At 66.1% G+C, this 16,977-nt stretch carries 18 protein-coding genes, 1 tRNA gene and 1 pseudogene; 7 read left to right on the plus strand and 13 right to left on the minus strand.

Annotated features, from left to right (window positions below):
- The first annotated feature begins 14 nt into the window (after positions 1-14).
- A complete protein-coding gene (locus IT549_RS11650; protein WP_292973339.1) occupies positions 15-773 on the plus strand; it encodes a competence/damage-inducible protein A in 759 nt (252 codons plus the stop codon).
- A 108-nt stretch (positions 774-881) separates the two neighbouring features.
- Positions 882-1,427: a hypothetical protein gene (locus IT549_RS11655; protein ID WP_292973341.1), complete on the plus strand. Its 546-nt coding sequence runs from the start codon at positions 882-884 to the stop codon at positions 1,425-1,427.
- A gap of 2 nt (positions 1,428-1,429) precedes the next feature.
- Here IT549_RS11655 and IT549_RS11660 read toward each other — a convergent pair whose 3' ends face one another.
- Positions 1,430-1,822, minus strand: coding sequence for a cupin domain-containing protein (locus IT549_RS11660; RefSeq protein WP_292973343.1), 393 nt, complete (start codon positions 1,820-1,822; stop codon positions 1,430-1,432).
- 359 nt (positions 1,823-2,181) lie between these two features.
- On the opposite strand from IT549_RS11660, the gene IT549_RS11665 reads away from it, so the two are divergent.
- Positions 2,182-2,940, plus strand: a complete 759-nt coding sequence (locus tag IT549_RS11665) for a hypothetical protein (protein ID WP_292973345.1) — start codon at positions 2,182-2,184, stop codon at positions 2,938-2,940.
- Positions 2,941-3,015: 75 nt separating this feature from the next.
- Here the strand turns inward: IT549_RS11665 and rplA are convergent, their stop codons facing one another.
- Both rplA and rplK read right to left on the minus strand, forming a co-directional pair.
- Entirely contained in the window at positions 3,016-3,717 is a 702-nt protein-coding gene (rplA, locus tag IT549_RS11670) for a 50S ribosomal protein L1 (protein ID WP_292973347.1), read from the minus strand.
- A 3-nt stretch (positions 3,718-3,720) separates the two neighbouring features.
- Positions 3,721-4,152, minus strand: coding sequence for a 50S ribosomal protein L11 (gene rplK, locus IT549_RS11675; RefSeq protein WP_292973349.1), 432 nt, complete (start codon positions 4,150-4,152; stop codon positions 3,721-3,723).
- Between the two features lie 215 nt (positions 4,153-4,367).
- Between rplK and IT549_RS11680 the strand changes: the two genes are divergently transcribed.
- Both IT549_RS11680 and IT549_RS11685 read left to right on the plus strand, forming a co-directional pair.
- Positions 4,368-5,438, plus strand: a complete 1,071-nt coding sequence (locus tag IT549_RS11680; RefSeq protein ID WP_292973351.1) for a retroviral-like aspartic protease family protein — start codon at positions 4,368-4,370, stop codon at positions 5,436-5,438.
- Between the two features lie 77 nt (positions 5,439-5,515).
- A complete protein-coding gene (locus IT549_RS11685) occupies positions 5,516-6,178 on the plus strand; it encodes a PspA/IM30 family protein (protein WP_292973353.1) in 663 nt (220 codons plus the stop codon).
- Positions 6,179-6,209: 31 nt separating this feature from the next.
- Here the strand turns inward: IT549_RS11685 and nusG are convergent, their stop codons facing one another.
- The 5 genes from nusG to IT549_RS11710 all read right to left on the minus strand — a co-directional run bounded on the left by nusG (position 6,210) and on the right by IT549_RS11710 (position 10,206).
- Positions 6,210-6,746, minus strand: coding sequence for a transcription termination/antitermination protein NusG (nusG, locus tag IT549_RS11690; protein ID WP_292973355.1), 537 nt, complete (start codon positions 6,744-6,746; stop codon positions 6,210-6,212).
- 36 nt (positions 6,747-6,782) lie between these two features.
- On the minus strand, positions 6,783-6,977 hold the full coding sequence (gene secE, locus IT549_RS11695) for a preprotein translocase subunit SecE (RefSeq protein ID WP_292973357.1): 195 nt from the start codon (positions 6,975-6,977) through the stop codon (positions 6,783-6,785).
- 153 nt (positions 6,978-7,130) lie between these two features.
- Positions 7,131-8,636 (minus strand): hypothetical protein, encoded by a 1,506-nt coding sequence (locus IT549_RS11700; RefSeq protein ID WP_292973359.1) that lies wholly within the window; start codon positions 8,634-8,636, stop codon positions 7,131-7,133.
- Positions 8,637-8,673: 37 nt separating this feature from the next.
- Positions 8,674-10,131 (minus strand): hypothetical protein, encoded by a 1,458-nt coding sequence (locus tag IT549_RS11705; protein ID WP_292973361.1) that lies wholly within the window; start codon positions 10,129-10,131, stop codon positions 8,674-8,676.
- Positions 10,131-10,206, minus strand: a tRNA-Trp gene (locus IT549_RS11710). Before IT549_RS11710 ends, IT549_RS11705 begins: the two co-directional genes overlap by 1 nt.
- Before the next feature lie 74 nt (positions 10,207-10,280).
- Here IT549_RS11710 and aat point away from each other — a divergent pair.
- Positions 10,281-11,087, plus strand: a complete 807-nt coding sequence (gene aat / locus IT549_RS11715; protein WP_292973363.1) for a leucyl/phenylalanyl-tRNA--protein transferase — start codon at positions 10,281-10,283, stop codon at positions 11,085-11,087.
- Positions 11,088-11,122: 35 nt separating this feature from the next.
- Here the strand turns inward: aat and IT549_RS11720 are convergent.
- The 5 genes and pseudogenes from IT549_RS11720 to IT549_RS11740 form a co-directional block, all read right to left on the minus strand.
- A pseudogene (locus IT549_RS11720) lies at positions 11,123-11,524 on the minus strand (DUF2155 domain-containing protein); the annotation flags it as partial.
- 5 nt (positions 11,525-11,529) lie between these two features.
- Positions 11,530-11,961 (minus strand): NADH:ubiquinone oxidoreductase subunit NDUFA12, encoded by a 432-nt coding sequence (locus IT549_RS11725; protein ID WP_292973365.1) that lies wholly within the window; start codon positions 11,959-11,961, stop codon positions 11,530-11,532.
- A gap of 71 nt (positions 11,962-12,032) precedes the next feature.
- Entirely contained in the window at positions 12,033-13,892 is a 1,860-nt protein-coding gene (locus IT549_RS11730; protein WP_292973367.1) for a hypothetical protein, read from the minus strand.
- A gap of 83 nt (positions 13,893-13,975) precedes the next feature.
- On the minus strand, positions 13,976-14,458 hold the full coding sequence (locus IT549_RS11735; protein ID WP_292973369.1) for a DUF192 domain-containing protein: 483 nt from the start codon (positions 14,456-14,458) through the stop codon (positions 13,976-13,978).
- Positions 14,455-15,021, minus strand: coding sequence for a RecX family transcriptional regulator (locus IT549_RS11740; protein ID WP_292973371.1), 567 nt, complete (start codon positions 15,019-15,021; stop codon positions 14,455-14,457). Before IT549_RS11740 ends, IT549_RS11735 begins: the two co-directional genes overlap by 4 nt.
- 138 nt (positions 15,022-15,159) lie before the next feature.
- Between IT549_RS11740 and IT549_RS11745 the strand changes: the two genes are divergently transcribed.
- The gene (locus tag IT549_RS11745; RefSeq protein ID WP_292973373.1) at positions 15,160-16,938 is read left to right on the plus strand and encodes a fatty acyl-AMP ligase; all 1,779 of its coding nucleotides are present in this window, start codon (positions 15,160-15,162) and stop codon (positions 16,936-16,938) included.
- The last annotated feature ends 39 nt before the right edge of the window (positions 16,939-16,977 follow it).

The following is a 16,977-nucleotide window of genomic DNA, read 5'->3' on the forward strand; positions in this document are numbered from 1 at the left end:
CCTAGGCAGTCAGGATGACCGAATCCCGCATCTGGAAAGCCGCCCTGCTCGTCATCGGAGACGAGATCCTTTCAGGCCGCACGCAGGACAAGAATGTCGCCCAGGTGGCGGCCTGGCTCAACGTCCAGGGGATCCGCCTGGCCGAGGTGCGGGTGGTGGCCGATAATACCGCGGCGATTGTCGAGGCAGTGAACGCGCTGCGCGCCCGCAACGACTATCTGTTCACCACCGGCGGGATCGGCCCGACGCACGATGACATCACCGTCGATGCCGTGGCCGAGGCGCTGGGCGTGGGGGTGGTGATCCATCCCGAAGCCCGCGCGATCCTGGAACGCTATTACGAAAGCCGCGGCGGCCTCAACGAAGCCCGCCTGCGCATGGCCCGCGTGCCCGACGGGGCCGAACTGATCGCCAACCGCATGTCGGGCGCGCCCGGGATCAAGATCGGCAATGTCTTCCTGATGGCCGGGGTTCCCTCGATCACTGCGGGGATGCTCGATGCGCTGACCGGAACGCTGGAAGGCGGGCTGCCGGTGCTGAGCGCAACGATCGGTTCCTGGGCGGTCGAAAGCGAGGTGGCCGATCTGCTGCGCGAAACCGAACGCGCCAACGAAAGCTGTGCGATCGGCAGCTATCCGTTCTTCCGTGAAGGCCGGGTGGGCGCCAATTTCGTGGTCCGCTCCACCGATCCGGCGGTGCTGGAAACGGTCTGCGAAGCGCTGACCATCGGCCTCAACGCACTGGGCCGCGAGGCTGTGCCCGGCGGGATCTGAACGCGGGTGCACAAAAGCAGCACTGGCGCGGCGGGCAATTGGCGGCTAATGGGGCGCGGCAAGCAGCCGCCGGCCGGGCGGCGTTCAGGTAGTTCCGGAAAGTTCTTCATGACGCTCGTCGCCGCATCGCTGTCACAGGCAGGTTGCGCCCATTCCGGAACCGACCAGACCATTGCCGCCTTCGAAGCGAACCTGTCGGCCCACGCCAGCGCCACCGCCGCGCTGCAACTGTGGTGCGACCAGCGCGGGCTGGCGCCGGGCCAGGCAATCGAGGTCGAATTCGTCAGCGGCGCCGACGAAGCGCCGCCTGCCGATGTGCGCGTGCTGCTGGGCGTCGATCCCCAGGCGCCGCTGGGCTATCGCCACGTCCGCCTGCTGTGCGGCACGCATGTGCTGTCGGATGCGCACAACTGGTACGTGCCCGCACGGCTGACGCCCGAGATGAACCGTCAGCTGGCCGAGAGCCGCGTGCCGTTCGGCCGGGTCGCCGCCGCGCTGAACTTCGCGCGCGAGCCGCTCGCCTCAACCCGGCGCGGCGATCCCGGCTGCCCGGCGGGCGCGATCTCTACCCACCGCGCGCTGCTGCGCCTGCCGGACGGGCAGCCGCTGGCGCTGGTGGTGGAATGCTATACCGAAGCGAACCTCGGCGCCTGACGCTATTTGGGTTCAGGCACCGGCTGGCGCGGCTGGGCCCCCTTATCGACCACCAGCGTGATCACGGCCGTGGCCAAGCCGCCGCTGCGGTTCACGCCGTTGTGCGGCACCCCGCGCGGCACGGTGAAGCTATCGCCCGCGCGGATCACGGTGACCTTGCCCTTGACCAGCAGTTCCAGTTCGCCCGAGGTGACATAGGCAATTTCGGTCCCCGGATGGACATGCCAGCCGCTTTGCGCCCCCGGTGCGAAATCGCGGCTCTGGACGATCACCCGCTGCGGTTTGGCGCGCGGCACATCTATTTCGGCATGGGTCTGCACGCTGGCGGCGGGCGGCGCCGCACCAGCTGTGGCGGCGATTGCGGCGGTTATGGCGAACGGGATCAGGCTGCGCATGGGCTGCAGTCTACCGCCTGGCGGATGGATCGCCACGATTCGATTCGCCGGTCAGAAATGCCCCGCGGCGGGGCTGGACAGACTTGCCGCAGATCTGGTTTTTAGCGGTTTTCCGGGCTTCCTGCGCCGGACCCGTCGCGACTTTTCTGACAACATTCTGACCAAGGCGTTGAAATATCGCTCGAAATAGAATCCCCGCAAATGGCTGAATCCGGTGCAGTAACTTTAACTTTACCACGCCTGTTAATCCCAGCGCGGGACAACGCCCGGCCCACGCTTGCCGCGTCTGAACAGCACCGACATGACCGGGCCACAAGCAGGTCGCGCTGTCTGGCATAAGTGTTGTTGGAGAATGTGACGTGGCTATCAGCTTTCAACCCCAATCGAATTTCACCGAACGCCGCCGCCATGGCCGCGCACAGCTGGGGATTGCCGTGGCCGTGCGCGAACGCAGCCGGTCGGCGATGGAGGTGCGGCTGGTCGATTTCAGCGCACTGGGGTGCCGCGTCGATGGCCTGGTGGTGATCAGCCGCGATGCGCAGCTGTTCGTCAAGCTGCCCGGGCTCGACAGCCAGCCGGCCCGGCTGGCCTGGCTGGAAGGCGGCCGCGCGGGGCTGGAATTCGATGCCCAGCTGCACCCGGCGGTGGCCGCGCGCTTCCTGCCGGCCCAGGGCAGCATTGCCGCGCGAACGATCAGCACCCCCGCCGATGGCTATGACCCGCTGCTGACCCGGCGCGAACAGATCATGGCCGGGATCGCCGGCAGCGACATGTCGCCGTTGCAGCGCAGCAAGAAGCCCACCGGGCTTGGCCTGACGGGCCGGATCGACCGCCGGGTCAGCCGCAAGGTCAATCACCGGGGCGAGCGCCGCTACAGCGATGCCGTGCCCGAGGGCACCCAGCTGGCGGTCGAGGGTGAACTGGCCAAGGTGGTCAATGTGTCGTCAAGCGGACTGCGGGTTCATGCCGATCTGCGTGCGCGCGAGATTGGCGATCCGGTGCGGGTCGAATTCGAGGGCTTTCCCGAAATGACCGGACAGCTGGTGTGGATGAACGGCCCCAACGCCGGGATCAGCCTGCCGCCGCAGGCAATCGAACTGTTCGACCGGACCGGCTGAGGCACGGCATCACCGCAACAAAAAAGGCCGGGAAGGTTTCCCTTCCCGGCCTTTTTGTTCGTCCAGGCGAAGCGCTCAGGCGCCCTGCACTTCGGCGAGGTCGATCTTGAGGCCCGGGCCCATCGACGAGGACAGGCCGACCTTGCGGACGTACTTGCCCTTGGCGCCAGCCGGCTTGGCCTTGACCACCGCATCGACGAAGGCTTCGAAGTTGGCCTTCAGCGCTTCGTTCGAGAACGACATCTTGCCGATCCCGCCGTGGATGATCCCGGCCTTTTCGACGCGGAATTCGATCTGGCCGCTCTTGGCAGCCTTGACCGCTTCGGCGACGTTCGGGGTAACGGTGCCCAGCTTCGGGTTCGGCATCAGGCCCTTGGGACCCAGCACCTTGCCGAGGCGACCGACGACGCCCATCATGTCGGGCGTGGCGATCACGCGGCCGTAGTCGAGGTTACCGGCCTGCATGTCTTCCAGCAGGTCTTCGGCGCCAACCTTGTCGGCCCCGGCGGCCAGCGCCGCTTCGGCCTTGTCGCCGCGCGCGAAGACCGCAACCTTGACGTCCTTGCCGGTGCCCGAAGGCAGCACGACCATGCCGCGGACCATCTGGTCGGCGTGACGCGGGTCAACACCCAGGTTCAGCGAAACTTCGAGGCTTTCGTCGAACTTGGTGGTCTTGAGATCCTTGAGCAGCTGGATCGCGGCATCAACGCCGTGCAGCTGCTGGTTGTCGCCCAGCTTTTCGGCAAGGCTCTTCTGCTTCTTGGTCAGCTTTGCCATGTCTTAGCCCTCCACCACTTCGAGACCCATCGAACGGGCCGAGCCCTCGATGATCTTGGTCGCCTGTTCGATGGTGTTGGCCGAAAGGTCAGCCATCTTCACCTGGGCGATTTCGGCGAGCTTCGAACGCGCGATGGTTCCGGCCGAAACCTTGCCCGGCTCCTTCGAGCCCGACTTGAGGTTGGCGGCCTTCTTGATCAGGAACGAAGCCGGCGGGGTCTTGGTGACGAAGGTGAAGCTGCGATCGGCATAGACGGTGATGATCGTCGGGATCGGCATGCCGTTTTCAAGTTCCTGCGTGGCGGCATTGAACGCCTTGCAGAATTCCATGATGTTCACACCGCGCTGACCCAGCGCAGGGCCGATCGGCGGCGACGGAGTTGCCTTGCCCGCAGGCACCTGCAACTTGATATAGCCTTCAATTTTCTTGGCCACGAAGGGCCTCCTTTCTTCCTGTTGGCCCGCAGCACTGTTTCAGCCGCAAGCCTCAGATCAAGCGGTCAAGCAATGGGACTGGCCCATCTCCCGCACGGAATCGCCCGGGGCAAAGCCCAAGCGAAGGCGCGCGCCTAGGCGAATGTCGGAATAAATGCAACCTTTGTCGAATGACCATGCCAGGTTGCGCGGCAACCACGGTATAGCTGCCAGCGATGAAACCAGCAAATGCCCTGCGCCGTCACCCGCTGTTCCGCCTGGCCGTTGCCGGCGCCCTGCTGGCCCTGTGCACCGGACCTGCCGTTTCGCGCCCGCGCAAGCCTGCCCCGCCGGTCTCGACCATGCCGCCGCTGACCCCGGCGGTGATCGACGATGATCTGACCATCGGCGGCGAGGAGATCGCCGCGCGCAAGCTGCATTCGCGCCTGACGGTGGAAGTTGGCGTGAACGGATCGGGGCCCTATCGCTTTGTGGTCGACAGCGGCGCCGATACTTCGGTGGTCAGCACGCGGCTGGCCAAGGCGCTGCAAATGCCGACTGGCGAGCCGGTGATGCTCAACGGGATTACCGAAAGCCGCACGGTCGATCGGGTCAAGGTCCGGTCGCTGCAATTGGGGCCGACAATCACCGAGGATCTTGAGCTGCCGCGTCTTGACGAGACTGATATCGGCGCGGTCGGGATGATCGGGCTGGATGCGCTGGTCGAACAGCGGCTGATGCTCGATTTCGAGAAGCGCAAGATCAGCGTCGATGACGGGCGCCGCCCGGCCCCGCGCTATGATGGCGAGATCGTGGTCACCGCGCGGCTCAAGCGCGGGCAGCTGATCCTGACCCAGGTGAAGGCCAACGGCCTGGCGCTCAATGCCGTGGTCGATACCGGATCCGAAATCACGATCGGCAACCGCGCCCTGCGCGACCGGGTGGTCAAGCGCGGCCGTACCCCGTTGCAGAAGGTCGAAGTCATCGGGGTGACCGGGGCCAAGGCCACGATGGAAGTGGCGGTGATCGACAAGCTCAAGCTGGGATCGGTGCTGCTGACCAATGTGCCAATCGCCTTTGCCGATATCCCGCCCTTTGCGGTGTTCGGGCTCGACCAGCAGCCGGCCTTGCTGCTGGGAACCGACCTGATGGAGAATTTCCGCAAGGTCAGCCTCGATTTTCACAACCGCAAGGTCCGCTTCCAGCTGCGCAAATGCGGCAGCCAGGACGTGGTGATCAGGCTGGATTCCAGTTTTGCCACGCGGCTGTCGACCGAACCCGGCAATTCCGCAGTCTGCAGCAACTAGACCGCTGCGCTGGCCACAAGTCGTTAATCGAACTAGACTATGCCCTGTTCAGGCAATTGGGCTGGCAGGGGACATCGATGTTTGAAGTGGCAGTGCGCGTCAAAGAACTGGCGTCAAGCAATCTCAATGCACTTGTCGAAAAGGCATCCAGCCCGGCCAAGATGCTGCGCTTGCTGCAGGTCGAGATCGAAGAGGCGATCATCACCCTGACCCGCGATGCGGCCCTGGCCGAACGCCGTGGCCGTCACGCAGAGACCAGCGCCCGCGCGCACGACAAGGCCGCCAAGGACTGGCACGACAAGGCCAGGCTGGCGCTTTCCAAGGACCGCGAGGATCTGGCCCGCGGCGCGCTCGACGAGCGTGCCAATGCCGAGGCCGGCGGCAAGACCATGCGCCAGGCACAGGCCGATGCCGAGGCTGAAGCCGCCGCGCTGCGCGGCGCGATTGCCGATCTGGAAGCCAAGCTGGCCGAAACCCGTGCCCGCCTGCGCGCCGAACAGGCCGCCCAGGATGCGGCCAAACCCAGCGCGGGCGCAGCGGTTGCCGCCGCTGCCACCGACAAGGTCGACGCCCTGGGTGACCGGATCGCCACGCTGGAAAAGCGGATCGCCTTTGCCCAGGCCAGCGAAGGCGGCAGCGCCAAGGCCGCCGCGCTCGACGAGGAACTGGCCGCGCTGCAACGCGAAGCCCGGCTTGAGGCCGAGCTTGAGGCGCTGAAAAAGGGCCTGAAGAAGAAGTAGGCTGCGGCAGCGCTCAGGCTGCCGCCAATCCTTACTTGGACAGTTCGACCTGTTCGAAGTCCAGTTCGACCGGGGTGGCCCGGCCGAAGATCGAGACCGAAACCTTGACCCGGTTCTTGTCGAAGTCGAGCTCTTCCACCACGCCGGTGAACGAGTTGAACGGACCGTCGAGCACCTTGACCGAATCGCCGATCTCGTAATCGACGTGGATGTGCTTCTTGGGTTCGGCTGCGGCAGCTTCGCGGGCGCCGAAATAGCGCGCGGCTTCGCGATCGGTGATCGGCTGCGGCTTGCCCGCATGGCCCAGGAACCCGGTGACCTTGGGGGTGTTCTTGACCAGGTGATAGACATCGTCGTTCATGGTCAGCTTGGCCAGCACATAGCCGGGCATGGTCTTGCGTTCGACCTGAACCTTCTTGCCGCGCTTCACTTCGGTCACGGTTTCATGCGGAACCTCGACCGCCTCGACCAGGGCTTCAAGCCCCTTGCGTTCGGCTTCGGTAAGGATCGATTCCTTCACCTTGTTTTCGAAGCCCGAATAGGCGTGGATGATGTACCAGCGAGCCATGATGGAACGTCTCTTCTTTAGATGGGAAACCGGCGCTTAGGCCAGCGACAGCAGGGACTTCACGACCCAGCCGAACAGCGAATCGATGCCGAGGAAAAAGATGGCCAGGATCAACATCATGATCCCCACGAAAATTGCCGTGGTCGTGGTTTCCTGACGGCTCGGCCACACCACCTTGCGGGCCTCCGCCTGGACCTGGCGCATGAATTCGCCGGGATTGAACTTCGCCATCAGCCTGTCACTCTCGCTATGAGCCATTCCTCGTGTCTTTCGCCAAGGCCTCATCGCCGCCCCGGCGGGACCGGGAGGGGCGAAATGTACTCCTTGTGTCGGAAGACACGGCGGCACTTAGCTATCCGGGGGCCGATTTGCAAGATGGCAGCGTCAATCGAGCTTGGGCTTGACCCGCTTGGCCAGGATCCAGTGCCGCCCGCGCCGTACTTCCTTGAAGCCATAGGCCAGCCGCGAGGGATCTTCCTGGCCCATGAACCAGAACCAGTCGGTGTGCATCGCCGGTTCGTAGAAATAGGTGTCGATCGGCTTGCCCGCGCGGTGGTTGAGCTTGTGGAACGGATCGCGGAAGAAATCGCCGCCCTTGCGGATCGTCATCATGTGGATGCCGGGCAGCGCGAAATTGCAGTTGATCAGCGCGTCCTTGCGCACCACCGCATAGCCGCAGATGTGTTCCTGGCTGTTATAGCCCCATTCGCGCCGTTCGGTGACCATGTAGCTGGCGATCTGCACCCCCTGCGGCAGGTCATCCAGCGCCTTGAGCATTTCGGCGGTTTCGCGCGCATCGCGCTGCCAGTCCATGGTGGTATAGGCCAGCCGCCCCAGGAACAGCGCCGCCGCTGCCAGCACCAGCCAGCGCGGCGCGCGCCAGGCCAGCGACATGCAGCCGACCATCAGCCCGGCCGAGATCATCCGCGCATCGACCAGATCGCCGCCAAAGATGTGGCGCGGCATGGCCAGCGATGCCGCCAGCATCATCAGCGCGGCCCAGCCCAGCCGCCAGTCCCACCGCCTGAACAGCATCGATCCAAACAGGATCAGCCCGATCAGGATCGTGTTGGCATAGTCGAAATACTGCAGGGTGCCGCGCATCGCCTGCTTCCAGATCGCCCATTTGTAGATTTCCGGGCGCGGGCCATAGCTGGGCGGCTTGCCCACGCTGCCGCCCGCGACCAGCGCCAGCAGCGGGAAGAACAGCGGCCAGGGCGCCAGGAAGGCCCGCCACGACTTGTCCTTCTTCCATTCATAGCCGAACACCATCAGCCCCAGGATCCCCCAGCCTGAGACGTGGGCCAGCCAGACCACCAGCCCGATCGGAATGAACAGCGGATTGCGCCAGCGCGATCCATCCATCTTCACCCACAGCGCAAAGGCGAACAGCGCCAGCGCCTGGGCAATCATGAAGTTGAGGAAGCCCAGCAGCAGCGAGGGCGACCAGATGAACGAGAAGCCCAGCATCGAGGCAAGCCCGATCCGCTTGCGCAGGGTCCATTCGACCGTCAGGATCGCCACACCGTTGATCAGCGGCAGGATCATCGCGATCAGCCAGCCCGCGCTCTCCAGCGGCATCACCCGGGCCAGCGGCCGGATCAGGATATCGGCGCCCAGGTTGCCCATCCAGCGCCAGCCAAAGCCATAGTATTCCTGCAGGAACGGGCTGGCATCGCGGTTCAGCATGATGTGGAAACGCGCCAGATGCGCGGGATAGTCCACCATCTGCGGATAGATGCTGGTGAAGAACGGCAGTGTGGACAGCGCCGTCAGCACCAGCGCGAACCACCACATCTCGCGCGTGCCCGGTTCGTCGCGCAGCCAGCCCAGGCGGCGGCGCGGCGGCGCGGCAATCGGCTCGGGGCTGGGTTGGGCGGTGGTGTCCAAGCGCAAGTGATTCCGAAAGCTGGGGAAGCCGCGCGAACTAGTGCGGCTTGCCGGTGCTGGCAAGGCGTAGCAGCAAGCTGCCCGGCGTGCGAGCGACAAGCACGGCCCCGGCCGGCAGGCTGCGCGGCGCGGGCGTGCCGATGTACCACAGATAATCGGCCTCGCGGGCCGGGGCGAAACTGGCAAGATCCGGCGCTTCGCCCGGCGCCAGCAGCAGGCGCTGCGACGGGTCGGTGAACTCCAGGCTGGCATCCTTCAGCCGCAACAGGTGGAACCCGTCGCGCGCGAAGTGCGAATTGACCAGCGCAGCGCGCCGGACCGCGGCATAGCTGGGGGCATGTTCGAACGGGTCGAGCGCCCATTGCGCCTGGTCGATCGCCACCGCGCCGGCCACCCGTGCGCCGGTCGGCAGCCGGTCAAGCACCGCCAGCCGGGTATCGAGCTGGCTCGATTCGGCCTGCCAGGCCAGCGTGGTCGCGATCAGGCGCACTAGGAACAGCGTGGCGCCCAGCGCCAGCAGCGGCAGCGGCGCCTCCCAGTCGATCGCCAGCGCGCCGACCATCAGCGCCACCGCGACCAGCCGGTAATCGGCATAGTCACCGCCCGCCAGATGGCGCGGCAGCAGCAGGGTCAGCGCGGTCAGGGCCAGCGCCGCCCAGCCCAGCCGCATGTCGAACCGCCCGCGCCGCGCGGCCATTGCCATGGCCAGCAGCAGCAGCAGCGGGGTCAGGAAATCGAGCATGAAAACCCGGTCGCGCAGCGCCTTGATCCAGATCCCCAACTTGTAGCCCAGCAGCGGCTGGCCATATTCGGCCACGTGCGTGCCGCCGCCCTGGCCCAGCAGCACCGGCAGCAGCGGCAGCGCCAGCGGCCAGCAGGCCAGCAGGGCGCGCAGGCTCTTGTCGCGGCTCCACTGGTATCCGGCCACCAGCACGCCCAGCACTCCCCAGCCCGCCAGGTGGCACAGCCAGGTCATCAGGCCCCACACCAGCATCACTCCGCCGCGCCACCAGCGTCCCTCCAGCCGCACCCACAGCGCCAGTCCGAACAGCGCCAGCGCCAGCGCCAGGCAGAAATTGGCAAACCCCAGCGACAGCGCGGGTGACCAGATCGTGGCCATGGCCAGCATGGTGCCCAGACCGATTCGCCGCCGCAGCGTCCATTCGGCTGCGATCAGGCCCAGCCCGGTCAGCACGGGAATCGCCGCCGAGACTGCCCAGGCGGCGCGTTCCAGCCCCAGCAGCGGGGCCAGCGCGGCGACCAGCAGATCGACCCCCAGATTGCCCCCCAGCCGCCATTCGAAGGCATAGTGGCGCAGCAGGTCGGCATCGCCGGCCCCGGCCATCATCACGCGGTAACGCGCCAGATGCGAGGCGAAATCGCCTTGCTGCGGATAGTGCGAAACCACGAACGGCAGCATGGCCAGCACGGCCAGCAGCAGCGCCAGGATCAGGCCCTGGCGGGGGGTGGCGGGGGAAGAAAGGAAAGGAAGCATGGCAGGAGTGGCAGGATTCGAACCCGCGGCCCTCGGTTTTGGAGACCGATGCTCTACCAACTGAGCTACACTCCTGCGGGCGGGGGTGCCTCTAGCCACAAGTCTGCCGGATGACAAGCGATCTGCAAAGGTTCATATGCACAAACACTGTGCATGCCCCGCAATCGCCTTCACCGATCGATCCGCAGATCCTGCTGCTGGGCTATCGCGGCGGGGTTTTCCCGATGGCCGACCGGCGCGACGATCCGGACATCTTCTGGGTTGAACCCCGCCGCCGGGCGATCCTGCCGCTGGACAATTTCCATTGCGCGCGTTCGCTGGCCAAGGTGCTGAAGCGCGGTTCGTTCGAAGTAACCTGCAACCGCGCCTTCACCCGGGTGATCGAAGCCTGCGCCGCGCCGCGCCGCGATGAAGGCGAAACCTGGATCTCGAACCGGATTGAGGACAGCTACATCGCGCTGCACCAGCTGGGGCTGGCCCATTCGATCGAATGCTGGGACCAGGGCGAGCTGGTCGGCGGGCTTTATGGCGTGGGGTTTGACCGGGTGTTCTGCGGCGAATCGATGTTCAGCCGCCGCACCGATGCTTCGAAAGTGGCGCTGGCCTGGCTGGTCGCGGCGCTGCGGCGGGTGGGCGCCGAACTGCTCGACTGCCAGTTCATGACCGATCACCTCGCCTCGCTGGGCGCGGTCGAAATCAGCCAGAGCGAATACCTGGAGCGGCTGCGCGCCGCTCAGATCCCGACCGAGGGCGATGGCGCGGTCGGCGGCTTGGCCGATGGCTTGGGCGAAGGCTTGGGAGAGGGCGCTGCGGCAGGCTTGGCCGCGGGCGAAGCGCTGGCCGCCGGGGCCGGGCTGCCGGCCGGATTCGCCGCGCTGCTGGCCGATGCCGCCGGGGCCGGGCTGTCTTCCTCACCCGGGAACTTCATCGCGCAGTCCTTGACCCAGACGTCATAGACCGGGTGCTCAACCACGTTGAGGCCGGGCGAATTCTTGAACAGCCAGCCCGAAAAGACCTTGCGCCAGCTCAGCGGCTGGTCCGCACTCGCCCGTTCTTCGACAAAGACCTGCACGAAAGCGCCGGCTTCGACCTGCTTTTCCCACGGCAGCGAGCGTTCGCAGGTTGCCAGCTTGAGCACCACGTTGCCCACGCGCTTGGCCTCGCCCACCTTCAGCACCACGTCCTGGCTGGAATTGTTGCGCTTGTTGAGCAGGCCCAGCGTTGCCACGCGGTCCTTCACCGGGGTGCCGTATTCGCTTTCGACCACCTGCGCAGCGGCGCCATTGGCGGCAACCGCCTTGGGCACTTCGGTGGCGGTGGCATCGGGTTCGTCACCGCCCTGGCAGGCGGATAGCGCCACGCACGCGGCCAGCAGGAGGGCGCGGCCGCGCATCTGGCTCAGGCGTCCGGCGACGCTTTGAGATTGTCGCCCTGCGGCGACCAGGATTCATAGTCGCCCGTTGCCGCGGCGCGCTGGCCGGTGGCGCCCGCCGGGCGATAGGCCTTGGCCGTGCCGGTGGCATTGGGGGTATAATCGGCTTCCCAGATCCGCGGCGGCGGCAGGTTCGATTCGGGCACGCCGTCAAAGGCGCCGTGCAGCCAGCCGTGCCATTCGGCCGGAACCCGGCTGGCATCGTTGGCACCGTTGTAGATCACCCAGCGGCGTTCCTTGCCGGCAAAGGGATGGCCCTTGGGATAGGGCTTTTTCGCGCGGAAATAGGTGTTGCCCTGCGCATCGGAGCCAACCTTGACGCCGGTCAGGCCAGAGTTGAACGCGGTGCTGAAGGTCGCGCCATCCCACCAGGTGAAGATCTTGCCGAGGATTCCCATGTGGGCGCGTTAGAGGAACTGGGCGGGGGAAGGCAAGGGGCTGGCGGTGAAATGGCACCAGTAGGCGGAGGTTAACGGCGATCGGGCTTCCACCGCTCAACCCGGTCACGAAGATTGCGGCGATAGTTTTCCTCGGTCCCGCCGAGGGTTCTGGGCTTGGCAATCGCTTCGATCGGCTTGCCCATCCGGGCCAGGATCAGGTCCCATTCGCTCATTTCATGCCCGCCCACCAGGTTTTCCGGCAAGGTGCCGCTGGTCAGGAAGCTATCGAGCTCGTCGCGCAGCTCGCCCGCCTTGGGGCCCAGCAGGCACAGCCCTTCCTTGGCGGCACCGACCAGCGCGATATTCGCATCACGTTCGTCCTGGCGGCCATAGCTGCCGATTTTGCGGGTACGGCGCTGCTCACGGATCCCGGCCAGCACCTCGGCATGCTCTTTCAGCATGTCCAGCAAGCGCCGCCCTTCAGCGCTGCCGCCATAGCCCAGCGCGCGGACCAGCTCTGGCACCAGCAGCCGCCTGGCCGGATCGGACAGCAGGGCTTCCTGTTCCGGGCCGATCAGTGCAAGGGCATCGGCACGGAGTTGCTTGACCAGCTGCCCGACCGAGCTGTTGCGCAGCGCCAGTGTGGCATCGCTGCGTGCCGCCCGGGCGCAATAGGCGGCGTAGATCGGGCGAACCTGCTCCAGCGTAAGCTCAAGCTGGTAGATCCCGCGATATTCCGGCAGCCGCGTGTCGGCCACCAGCCGCGCGATCAGGTCAACATCCTCTGGCTGCGCCGCCTTGCCCACAGCCTGGAAATAGCCGGTCAGCACCTTGAAGTCGGGGCTGCTGCTGGTCAGCGCGGGATCGTCCAGCGCCTTTGCCAGCTGCGCCCGGAAGAGCGGCAGATTGGCCTGCCGCTGGGCATCAAGATCGCGCCCCGGCTTGCCCGCCAGGTTGGTATGCTGCCCCAGCAGGCGGGACAGATCGACCGAGCCATGGCCGCGCTTGCTGTGCGTGGTGGAGCGCGCCCACTGGAACCGGAAATTCTCGATCCCCCCGCTGGTCCCGATCTGCAGGATCGCGGCAAGTGTGGTGATCGTGCTCTGGTGCGACCGCAGGACAAGGTCCTCGCCATGGTAGATATCGACCGTTTCGGTACTCAGCCTGCCCGGCCCGAACTTCCAGTTCGGCATCACGCCGGCATCGCTGCTTTCGCGCTGGACGATGGTGAAATCGGCGTGTTCGCGGGCCGGTTCCTCGATCAGGCAGTATTCGTTGGCCAGACGCAGCGCCCAGCTGGCCACCAGTTGCTTTCCGGCCTCGTAGTCCTGCATCCCCCTGGCCGCCTCGTTCTGTAGCGGCGGGGTGATCGCATCGAAATTGACCTGGGCATTGCTGGTGCTGCCGGGCCGGGGAGCCAGGCGATAGGTTCGCGCTTCTGGCGACGGCGCGGAGTGCTCTCCCCCGATGGACCGGTCGATCGTCACCGCGGTTACCCCCGGCGTGAACAGCGCGGCCAGGCAATATCCGTCGCAGGCATATCCGGCCTGCTTGACGCCGCCGACCTTCTCGCGCCTTGGGTTGCGCATTTCAAGCCGCACCACTCCGCTGAGCGCGATCGTCTGATCGGGGGTGACATCGGGCAGGATCGAGGCGCGATACCGGGCCAGGTCGCGCTGGCGGACCGGCCGGGTGGTGGTGGACGTAACCAGCAGCAGCATGGCAAACCCGGCGAATGTGGCCGCCACCTCGCTTCCGGTCAGCCACAGCACCGGCAGCGATCCGGCGGAGAAGATGACACCATAGAGAAAGGCCGTGGGCATCAGGGCCAGCACCAGCCCGGGAACGATCAGCAAGAACAGGCCGATCACCACCAGCCATGGCATGGCCAGCGCCAAAAACGCGCCGATCCCGGTCACCAGCAGATAGGTAATCAGGAACTTGACCATTCAGCCTCCCCCATTGCGCGGGGTCTAGCCGAAAGCCGTTGAAATTCAGTGACCAGTCGGCGGCAGCAGCGGCGCCGCATGCTTCACCAGCTGACCCGGTCCCCGGCGACGATCCCCAGTTCGGCGGCGCGGCCGCCCGGCAGCTCGAGCACCGCCTTGACCGGCCCGGCCGATCTGAGCGGCGTTTCGTCATAGGGCTTGGCATTGGCGGCAATGTTGGCGATCCGCCCGTCGGCGGCAATGAACAGCAGGTCCAGCCCGATCACCGTGTTGCGCATCCAGAAACTGGCCGTGCGCGGCGGATCGAGCGGGAACAGCATGCCTTCAGCCGGACCCAGTTTGGTGCGGAACATCAGCCCCTGGGCCTGCTGCTGGGTCGTTTGCGCCAGTTCGACGCGGAAGTGGTAGGTCTTCTCGCCCCGCTCGATCGTCAGCGGCGCAACCGGCAGCCCGCTTTCGGGATGGAGCGCAGGCGCCTCGCCGGCCGTGGGCGAGCCGGGCCCGGCCCCACCCTTGCAGGCCGCCAGCGCCAGCGCCGCCGCAGCCAGGATCATCCACCGCTTCATTGCTCGCCCTCTCCCTGTTCAGCCCATTCCTCAACCGTGTCGGCATCCTGGGCACTCACCAGCAGCCGCGCAAAATCCAGCGGATGGCCGGCGCGCAGCATCGCCGCCAGCTGCTTTTCGCGGCGCTCGCGATCGGGCAGGTCCGGGCCGAACGGACCGAACCGGCGTTTCCTGGCCATGGCCAGTGCCGCGCGGCGCTGGGCCGTCTGGCTGGCCCGCGCCGCCTCGCGCTCGGCCTCGCCGATCCCCGCCGCGCCCAGCGCCTGCGCGATCCGCCGCTGGCCATAGCCGCGCCGGAGCAGGCTGGAGCTTTTGGCCCGGGCAAAGGCGGCATCATCGACATAGCCCGCGCCCACGAAACGATCGACCAGCGGCGCAACCGGCGGCTCGCCCTCCCCTTCCCAGCCGCGCTCGCGCAGCTTGCGGTTGAGGTACTGTTCCAGCTTGGCGGCCGAGGTGGCAAAGCGCGCGACATAGGCCAGCGCCAGCTCTTCAAGCCGGGCCGAATCGAGCGGCCGGGGCGGCCGTTTGGCGCGGCCAGACTGTGACGCGTTGGTTACCATTGGCCTTATTCGTGCCACAGTCGCGGGCAAATGGGGAGGCCGGGGATGCGGGCCATTTGTGGCCCGCGGTGGATTCAATGTGCGGAACGCCCAGCAATTCGGGCGTTTCGCACTGATAAGAAACGGGTTTTATCGCGCATGACCGATGCCGCCACGCTTGAGAGCCAGGCCGAACAGGCCCTTGTTCCCACGCCGAATGAAGACGATCTGCCCCGCCGCCTGTCCAATTTCGCCACTTTCGGCGATGCGCTGGACTATGCGGCCCGGGGCAAGCGCGGGCTCAATTTCCACGATCCGCGCGGCACGCTGAAGCGGGTCTATCCTTACAGCGAACTGCGCGAGGATGCGCTGGGCATGGCCCGCCGGCTGATCGCCCACGGCATCCGCAAGGGTGACCGGGTGGCGCTGATCGCCGAAACCGGGCCGGAATTCGCCGCGCTGTTCTGCGGCTGCGTCTATGCCGGGGCCTGGCCGGTGCCGCTGCCGCTGCCAACCAGCTTTGGCGGCAAGGACGCCTATGTCGATCAGCTGGCGGTCCAGCTGGCCAGCAGTGATCCCAAGGTGCTGTTCTACCCCGAGGAAATCGCCGGGCTGAGCCACCCCGCCGCCGAACGGCAGGGCTGCGAAGGGATGTCGTTCCAGGATCTTGCCGCGCGTCCCGCGCCGGATTGCGACCTGCCCCAGGCCGATCCCGACGACATTTCCTATCTGCAGTATTCCAGCGGATCGACCCGCTTCCCGCACGGCGTTGCGGTGACCCATGCCAGCCTGCTCAACAACCTGGCCGGGCATGGCGAGGGCATGAAGCTGATCGAAAGCGATCGCTGCGTATCGTGGCTGCCATGGTATCACGATATGGGACTGGTCGGCTGCTTCCTCTCGCCGATCGCCAACCAGGTTTCGGCCGATTACCTTAAGACCGAGGATTTCGCCCGCCGCCCGCTGGCCTGGCTCGACATGGTCAGCCGCAATCCGGGCACCACGCTCAGCTATTCGCCGACCTTCGGCTATGACATCTGCGCGCGCCGGATTTCCAGCCAGAGCAATGTCACCGAACGCTTCGACCTGTCGCGCTGGCGGATCGCCGGCAATGGCGCCGACATGATCCGCCCCGACGTGATGCAGGGCTTCGTCAACGCCTTTGCCCCCGCCGGGTTCAAGGCCAGCGCGTTCCTGCCCAGCTATGGCCTGGCCGAAGCGACCCTGTCGGTCACGATCATGCCGCCGGGCGAAGGAATTCGCGTCGAGCTGGTTGAGGAAGAACGCCTTTCGGGCACGGCGCGCGATCTGTCGCGCCCGGCCCGCTACCGCGCGATCGTCAACTGCGGCAAGGCGGTGAAGGACATGGAACTGGCGATCCTTGATGGCAACGGCAAGGCGCTGGGCGATCACCAGATCGGCAAGGTCTGGTGCCGGGGCCCGTCGGTGATGGTCGGCTATTTCCGCGATCCCGAAGCGACCGAGGCCTGCATGGTGCCGGGCGATGACGGCAAGGGCGCCTGGCTGGACACCGGTGACATGGGCTACATGGTCGATGGCTATCTGTTCATCGTTGGCCGCGCCAAGGACATGATCATCATCAACGGCAAGAACCACTGGCCGCAGGATATCGAATGGGCGGTCGAACAGCTGCCCGGCTTCAACCACGGCGACATTGCCGCCTTCTCGGTAGAGACCGACAGCGGCGAGGAATCGGTGGCGGTGCTGGTCCACTGCCGGGTTTCCGACCCCGAGGAACGCCAACGCCTGCACGACACGATCCGCGACAAGGTCCGCTCGATCCTGGGCCACCCGGCGATCGTCGAACTGGTCCCCCCGCGCACCCTGCCGCGCACCTCGTCGGGCAAGCTCAGCCGGGCCAAGGCCAAGAAGCAGTACCTTTCGGGCGAGATCGAACCGATCAAGCTGGCGGCATAGGGCACGGAAAATTGCCTGGCGGCCAAAGGCCGTTGGTTG

Origin of the sequence: Novosphingobium sp. (genome assembly GCF_020852455.1) — a bacterium.
GTDB lineage: Bacteria > Pseudomonadota > Alphaproteobacteria > Sphingomonadales > Sphingomonadaceae > Novosphingobium.